The sequence below is a fragment of the Commensalibacter sp. Nvir genome (assembly GCF_963921845.1).
Taxonomy (GTDB): Bacteria; Pseudomonadota; Alphaproteobacteria; order Acetobacterales; family Acetobacteraceae; genus Commensalibacter.
Window position 1 is genome coordinate 22,536 of record NZ_CAWUGZ010000072.1, and the last position, 7,523, is coordinate 30,058.

The 7,523-nt window shown below is 36.5% G+C and carries 4 protein-coding genes; 1 reads left to right on the plus strand and 3 read right to left on the minus strand.

What is annotated here, in order from left to right:
- Positions 1–217 precede the first annotated feature (217 nt).
- The 3 genes from aspS to AABE15_RS05115 form a co-directional block, all read right to left on the minus strand.
- Entirely contained in the window at positions 218–2,008 is a 1,791-nt protein-coding gene (aspS, locus tag AABE15_RS05105; protein WP_338330205.1) for an aspartate--tRNA ligase, read from the minus strand.
- A gap of 139 nt (positions 2,009–2,147) precedes the next feature.
- The gene (locus AABE15_RS05110) at positions 2,148–2,588 is read right to left on the minus strand and encodes an Rrf2 family transcriptional regulator (RefSeq protein WP_338330206.1); all 441 of its coding nucleotides are present in this window, start codon (positions 2,586–2,588) and stop codon (positions 2,148–2,150) included.
- A 123-nt stretch (positions 2,589–2,711) separates the two neighbouring features.
- The gene (locus tag AABE15_RS05115; RefSeq protein WP_338330207.1) at positions 2,712–5,450 is read right to left on the minus strand and encodes an Rne/Rng family ribonuclease; all 2,739 of its coding nucleotides are present in this window, start codon (positions 5,448–5,450) and stop codon (positions 2,712–2,714) included.
- Positions 5,451–6,017: 567 nt separating this feature from the next.
- Between AABE15_RS05115 and AABE15_RS05120 the strand changes: the two genes are divergently transcribed.
- Entirely contained in the window at positions 6,018–6,938 is a 921-nt protein-coding gene (locus AABE15_RS05120; protein ID WP_338330208.1) for an N-acetylmuramoyl-L-alanine amidase, read from the plus strand.
- Positions 6,939–7,523 lie beyond the last annotated feature (585 nt).

Here is a 7,523-nt window from a genome sequence, read left to right on the forward strand (position 1 = left end):
CAACGGAATTTTCTAGGTTAAAAACTGTTCTGTACAAGGTTGACTAATATTAAACGACGACTTTGCTATACGGACATTACGAACAAACTATGGCGTTTTTAAATTAGTCGTTAAGGAGACCAGCGTTTTAATCCGAATAAAAATAACGTCTGAGAACAGTTGCCTTCAAAAATTGGTAACGTATAAAAATTTTATACATCCATTGATTTTTTATCGCTCAGCTTTTTTTAATGCTCGGTTTCGGTAGATGAACCGATAAAGAAAGCTCTTTCAACCGTTCAGGGGGCACATTCGAAGGGGCATTCATCATCAAATCTTCCCCTTGTTGATTTAGGGGAAATAAAATGACTTCCCTAATATTCGGCTCATTGGCCAATAACATAACCATTCGATCAATACCAGGAGCTGCCCCTCCATGAGGGGGGGCACCATAGCTAAAGGCTTTGAGCATACCACCAAATCGTTTCTCGACTTCTTCTTTCGGGTAGCCCGCAATTTCAAAAGCTTTTATCATCACGTCAGGCTTGTGATTGCGTATAGCCCCCGATGAAAGTTCGATACCATTGCATACAATGTCGTATTGATACGCATTGATTTCCAGAGGATTTTGGTTATTTAATGCGTCTAAACCGCCTTGAGGCATCGAAAAAGGATTGTGTGAAAAATCAATACGTCCCGTTTCTTCGTTGAGTTCATACATTGGAAAATCAATAATCCAGCAGAAACGGTATGCATTTTCCTCAATTAAATTAAGCTCGCTGGCAATTTTAGTTCGTACACTACCAGAAAATTTTACGACCTCGGGTTTTTTACCTGCGACAAAAAAGACAGCATCGCCGTCTTTTAAGTGGCACGCTGATTTTATCATCTCGCATCGTTCAGCATTCAGATTTTTAGCAATAGGACCTTTGGTTCCGCTGGCATCAAAAATTATATAGCCTAGCCCCCCCGCTTTCTCATCTCGAGCCCAATTGTTTAATTTATCAAAAAAGGAACGTGGTTTTTGTCCAGCTCCAGGAGCAGGTATTGCCTTAACCTCTCCACCGTCTTCGATAATTTTGCTGAACAAGCCAAATTCTGAATTTTCAAATGCTTTGGATACATTGCTTATCTTCAGGGGGTTTCTTAAATCCGGTTTGTCTGAGCCGTATTGTTCCATAGATTGGGCGTAGGAAATACGTTCAAAAGGAGCAGGACTGATGGCATAATTAGGAGCGAATTCTTTAAATATGCCTTCTATAACCGGTTCAATGGTTTCGAAAACGTCTTCTTGCGTAACAAAAGACATTTCGAAATCGAGCTGATAAAATTCCCCTGGTGAACGGTCTGCACGAGCTGCTTCATCGCGAAAGCAAGGAGCAATTTGGAAGTAACGATCAAAGCCCGCCACCATTGCCAATTGCTTGAATTGTTGCGGTGCTTGGGGTAAAGCATAAAATTTACCTGGATGTAAACGCGCTGGCACCAAAAAATCTCTTGCTCCCTCTGGGGAAGAAGCGGTTAGAATAGGAGTTTGAAATTCCATAAACCCTTGTTCCATCATGCGTTGCCTTAGGCTAGCGATTACTTTAGAACGTAAAATGATGTTATTATGGTTTTGCTCCCTTCTAAGATCAATATAACGATAGGCAAGTCTCAAGTCTTCGGGGTAATTTTCATTACCATTGACTTGAAACGGTAAGACGTTGGCAGACGACAAAATTTCTATGTGTTCTGCTTGTATCTCAATCTCACCTGTAGGTAATTTAAGGTTTACGGTACCTGTATCTCTTAAAACGACTTTTCCCGTTACCGATATGACGCTTTCCACTCGTATCTTTTCAGCAAGAGATAATAAACTTGCTTGGGCAGGGATTACAATTTGGGTAAGGCCAAAATGGTCACGTAAGTCGATGAAAAGCAAACCACCATGGTCGCGTTTGCTATGTACCCAACCTGCTAATTTTACTGTTAAATGGTTATCACTTGCTCTTAAAGCAGCACAAGTATGAGTACGATAGCGTTGCATGGATCAATCCTATATAGATTTTTTCGTTTTTTTTATGATAAAAAAAGGTTTAAAGCAATCTAAAAATAGTATTTTTAAAGGGATGCAAAACTGGAATTTGAACATATAACGTGCAAAATTGCGTTGCATTTCTTAAAATTCAGGGATTGCAACCTTTTTGATTTGCTTGAGTAAATAAAGTTTCTAATTTTACACGATTTCGTATAGCGTCCGCCAATGTATACTGATTTAAAACGTTATAAAAGGCCTCAAAGGCTTTTATAACGACATCTTGTATAATGCAATCATCTTCTATAATGCAAGCCTTGCACTTTATGGGACGACTGGATTCCTCACTGTTTCTTATAACGCTACTTAGCGTAATTTCTTCTGGTTTTTTATTCAGTTGAAGGCCGCCACGTCTACCGCGAACAGTGGTTATAAATCCAGATTTTCCAAGATTATGGACAATTTTCATCAAATGGTTTTGGGATATATTATAGCAAGTGGCAATTTCATTGATAGAACTTAGACGTTCGCGATGAATGCCCAAATAAATCAAAATACGTAACGAGTAATCTGTATATCGAGAAAGTTGCATATTAAGTATTCTTTAATACAAATGATGTTAAGCCTGACCTTAATGAGTAACATGAACTCAGGCAACTGAATAATTATTTATATCCTGTAATCAAGTTGCTTGAGTTCAAACATCACCATAAGGTTAGCGTTTCCACCATCCAGCTTTTTGACGGTTACTAGGGGTTGAATCGTCGATGACGATAGGTTGAACCGGTTGGTAATTAGGCGTACGATTTACAGGGGACTCTTCGTCTGTATGGCTTACGGGAACTGACTCCTTTGAAAAAGGTTGTGGTTTTTGAGGTTCTGCGTCTTTCACTTTTTTTTCGGGAGGGGTAACGCTAGCCACTTCTTTTTTTGAACGAACTGCACGTCGAATAGGCGTTTTCTTAGTTTTAGGTTTACTTTTGCTGTCTTGGGTGGGAGCTTTTGGCAACGAAGGTTGTTCAGTGGTTGAAAGATCTTCAGCAAAAAAGCTTGCTGGGTCTGGGTTGGCATTAATACTCGCTGTTGATAATAATTCTTCTTCTACAGCAGGTTGATCTTGAATGGCCAAATCCACAGAATGTTCAGTTAACGCGGGACTTTCCACTTTTGCAGGTTTTCTTTTCCCTCTATTCACTGTTTTTCTAGAAGCGGGACTGCGTCTCGGTTTTTTTACCTCAACAGCGTTATCTTCATTGGGCAACTGATTTTCTTCTGGCAGTAATTTTGTTGTTTCAGATGAAAATTCTATTTCTGAAGATAGTGTTTTTTCTATTTCGGCGTCAGGAGAAAGAGCAGAAGTTAATGTATCGTTAGGAATGGGTTCTATTAAAACAACGTCAGTATGGTTATTGTTTTCAAAAGAAGCTTCAACGGTAATAGGGGGTTCCTCGTGAAGAATTGTGTTTTGCTTTTCAAATTTGTTACGTTTCCACCTAGGTTGGCGAGGATAACGGTTGGAGTATTTTCCTCGATTGTCAGGTTTTAACAAAGATTCATGATCAGCATCGCTGAGTTCAGAAGAGGGGGTTGAAATTTCAATAGGATGGATAATGGTTGCAGGCTCAATATCATTATTATCGGCTGGTTCAGTTCGGTTTTCTTCTTTTGAAAAGCGTTGATATTCATTTCGCGAGCGTCTAAAACGTTTTCTTCGTCCATTTTGTTCTTTATGGGGATGTTCTTCGGTCAGTTCAGATTGAGCTTGAATCGGTATTTCCCGAACGGATGTATTTTCGGTGAAAAGATAATCAATTTTATCGGTCTCGTTTTCTGTTTCAATATTTTCGCTGGTTTCATGGTGGCATTTTATTTGTGTAGCTTGCAAGCCGTTATCGACGTCCAGTATAATTTGAAGCTTATATTTGTTCTCGATATCCATAAGCCACTGACGTTTTAAATTAAGTAAATAAAGTGCAATTTCATGAGAAGATAAATGAACGGTTAAGATGCCTGGTTTACACGTTTTAGCTTGACCGTCAATTTGTCGTAAAATGTGTAAACCTATATTTTCCACGCTTCGTATAATTCCTGTTCCGTTACAATGTGAACAAGACATAAATGCAAATTCAGCTATTGAAGGTCTCAATCTCTGTCTTGTCATTTCAAGTAACCCGAACATCGATATCGACCCGACTTGTATTCTTGCTCTGTCCTTACTTAAAGCATTTTTTAAACGCCTTTCGACCATAAAATTATGTTTTTTATTTTCCATATCAATAAAATCAATAACAATAAGCCCTGCTAAATCTCTAAGTCTCAGTTGTCGGACAATTTCTTCTGCTGCCTCTTGATTGGTACGTAAAGCAGTATCTTCCAAGTCTCTTTCTTTGATGGATCGTCCAGAATTGACATCAATCGCAACCAGTGCCTCCGTTTGGTTAATAACTAAGTATCCACCAGATTTCAGCTGCACAATAGGGGAAAGCATTTTATCAAGAAGGTTTTCGATCTTATAATGTGAAAATAAAGATTGTTTTTGATCTCTCCATAAATGTAATTTGCGTATGTTTTGAGGCATCAAAGCTTTCATGTAATCTCGGGCGATGATCCAGCCTTCTTCACCGTCGATTAGAATTTCATTTATATCGGAAGTATAATTATCTCTTATCGCTCTTTTTAATAGGCTTGAATCTTCATAAATAAGTGTAGGAGCAATCGCTTTTAACGTACGGTCGCGTACTTCATCCCAAAGTCTCAGCAAATATTCACCGTCTCTTAGCGCATCTGGTTTTGAACATTGAGCGCCAGCAGTTCGTACGATCATTCCCATATGTGAAGGAATATTTAATTCGCTGATAATGTCTTTTAATCGTCGGCGTTCAGAAGGAGACGTAATTTTTCTTGAAATTCCGCCTGATTTTAATGAATTAGGCATTAAAACACAGTATCTTCCTGCCAAGGAAAGATAAGTGGTAAGGGCGGCGCCTTTGTTTCCACGTTCTTCTTTAACAACTTGAACCAGTAAGATTTGCCTTTTATGGATTACTTCTTGAATTTTGTAATTTTTACCCAGTTGGTCGAAAAAATGATAGGATTGGTCTGTATCTTCATTTTCGGTTACAGATTCATTCGTTGTTTCGTTTAAAGGATTTTTATCCTCAGAAGGTTGGGAATTTTGAAGGGTTACTAATTCATTTCTGTCCGCAATGGGTATTTGATAATAGTCAGGATGAATTTCGCTAAACGCTAGGAATCCATGACGGTTCCCACCATAATCAACAAAGGCGGCTTGAAGACTTGGTTCTATTCGTATTACCTTAGCAAGGTAGATATTCCCTTTAAGCTGCTTTTTGGTAGAACTTTCGACATCGTAATCTTCAATACAAGATCCATCGACGACAACGATGCGTGTTTCTTCTTTATAGCTGGCATCAATCAGCATTTTTTTATTCATATTGTATGTGTGCTCCATTGATTGATTTTAGCAATCAATTATAATTTTCTTAGTTGCTATTTACGGATGGGAACGTATGTCAATCATTATTGTTTATTACATCGTAACCATGAAACATCACTAAGATAGGATAAATTCCGTTTTAATTTAATAAATCAGTCATTTAAGAGAGTAATGTTAATTTCTCTGCGGTTTAATCTGAACTGAAATTCAAACGTTTAAAACATTTATTTAATTTTTTAAGTGTATTTTCGATAATGTTTATATATTTATCGAAAATTTATTTTAAACATAACTAAGCATAAAATTACAGTTTCTTTATAGTGGCATCAAAATTAACGAACTTATTCTAATCGTGTTTTACTGTTTATTATGTTTCGGCATTTTGATAAAATGCTTACTTGTAACGCTGTATTATTACAGATTCAAATAATGACGGAAAGAGTTTTTTTAGATTTATAATTTTTTTATTCGAATTTAAACTACTCGCATAGTTTCATAATGTTTTGTAATAACAGCTTTTAAAAATTTTCATTTAAAAAAATATACGACGGGTAATGGTCAATTATGGAGTTTGAAAAAGATAAATCTACTGCGGCCGTCGATCATTCTAAAAGGGTGACTATGGTTATTCTGATTTTATGGTTTTTCCCAGTATTATGTTTGGCCAAATCAAAAAAAAATCAACTCACCTATACCAATAAATCTAAAAATAAAGCGTCTAAGCTTTTTGTCAAAAAAGATAATAAGTCTGGTTTTCCTGCTATTGTTGGGAAGGCAAAGCCTTTACTCCCTTTAATTGTATTGGATCCTGGGCATGGTGGAAAAGATCCCGGAGCCATAGGTTACTCTGGAACTTACGAAAAACACATTTCGTATGCTGTTTCTTTGGAGTTATTAAAACAATTAACGCATACAGGACGTTACCGGGTAAAATTAACTCGAGAAATAGATCAATTTATTCCCTTAGATGGTAGAGTAGAATTCGCTCAAAAACATAAAGCGAATTTATTTATCTCTTTGCATGCCGATGCGTTGGGAAACCATTCTGTGAGAGGCGCTAGTGTTTATACCTTATCCAATCATGCCTCGGATTCCTTATCGGCAGCTTTAGCGACCACAGAAAATAGCGCGGATCGCTATGCTGGACCGAATGTCAAAGTGGTTTCTCCTGCTGTTCAAAAAATATTAGCAAGTCTGGTGCAATTGGAAACCAAAAAAGAATCGATGACATTAGCCAAAACCGTTGTGCGTTCGTTTAACAATCGTGTTGGCTTATTGAATAACCCAAGGAGGCACGCAGGTTTCGTGGTTTTAAAATCTTGTGACGTTCCTTCTATTTTGGTGGAAATGGGGTTTATGTCTAATCGCATGGATGAATCTCAACTTCGAAAAGCAATGTATCAAGGCCTTGTTGCATCCTCATTAAAAAATGCTATTAATCACTATTTTGATATTGGTGGAAGTATTACGCATTTAACTGGATAATAATTAAAATAATTTTTGCATTTTAGTCTAAATAATGGCAGGATGTTACATAAGCAACTTATGGTATTCAATTTTCCGTATTTATGAATACACCACCATGCGGAAAATTAAATATTTATTTTTTGTTAGATCTTTCAACTTTATTTTTCCTAGGTAAAAATATTTACTGTTTTTTACCTAGGTTTTTTTGTGCTGCTGTTGCAAAGTCATTCGTACATAATAAAGTATTTTTGTTAATTTTTTTGAATGAAGAACTCAAGTTTAAGCGTATGATTTTGCTTTTTTTTGGAAAAAATAAAGGCAAGCGTGCCATATTTCTAGATACGATATTAAGATATAGAGAAAAGTCGCTGATTTTTTTCTCTTGATAAACAAGCCTTATAAAACAAATTTTTTCTTAGATCCCATCTTAAAATATGAACATAGGTTTTACATGGAGATTTAAAAAAGGCTTATGGAATCGATGGGTCAGTAAAACTTTCTACTTTTTAATTTGATAGAACATTAAAAAAGAAGAATATAAAATAAACTAAAAACGGATGAATATCGGTAAAGCTAGAATATATTTTTAATACTATATAATCA

Bases quoted from the DNA above. Each gene is read 5' to 3' on its own strand.
- AABE15_RS05115 (WP_338330207.1), bottom strand. From the start codon at position 5,450: ATGAATAAAAAAATGCTGATTGATGCCAGCTATAAAGAAGAAACACGC.
- AABE15_RS05120 (WP_338330208.1), top strand. From the start codon at position 6,018: ATGGAGTTTGAAAAAGATAAATCTACTGCGGCCGTCGATCATTCTAAA.
- aspS (WP_338330205.1), bottom strand. From the start codon at position 2,008: ATGCAACGCTATCGTACTCATACTTGTGCTGCTTTAAGAGCAAGTGAT.
- AABE15_RS05110 (WP_338330206.1), bottom strand. From the start codon at position 2,588: ATGCAACTTTCTCGATATACAGATTACTCGTTACGTATTTTGATTTAT.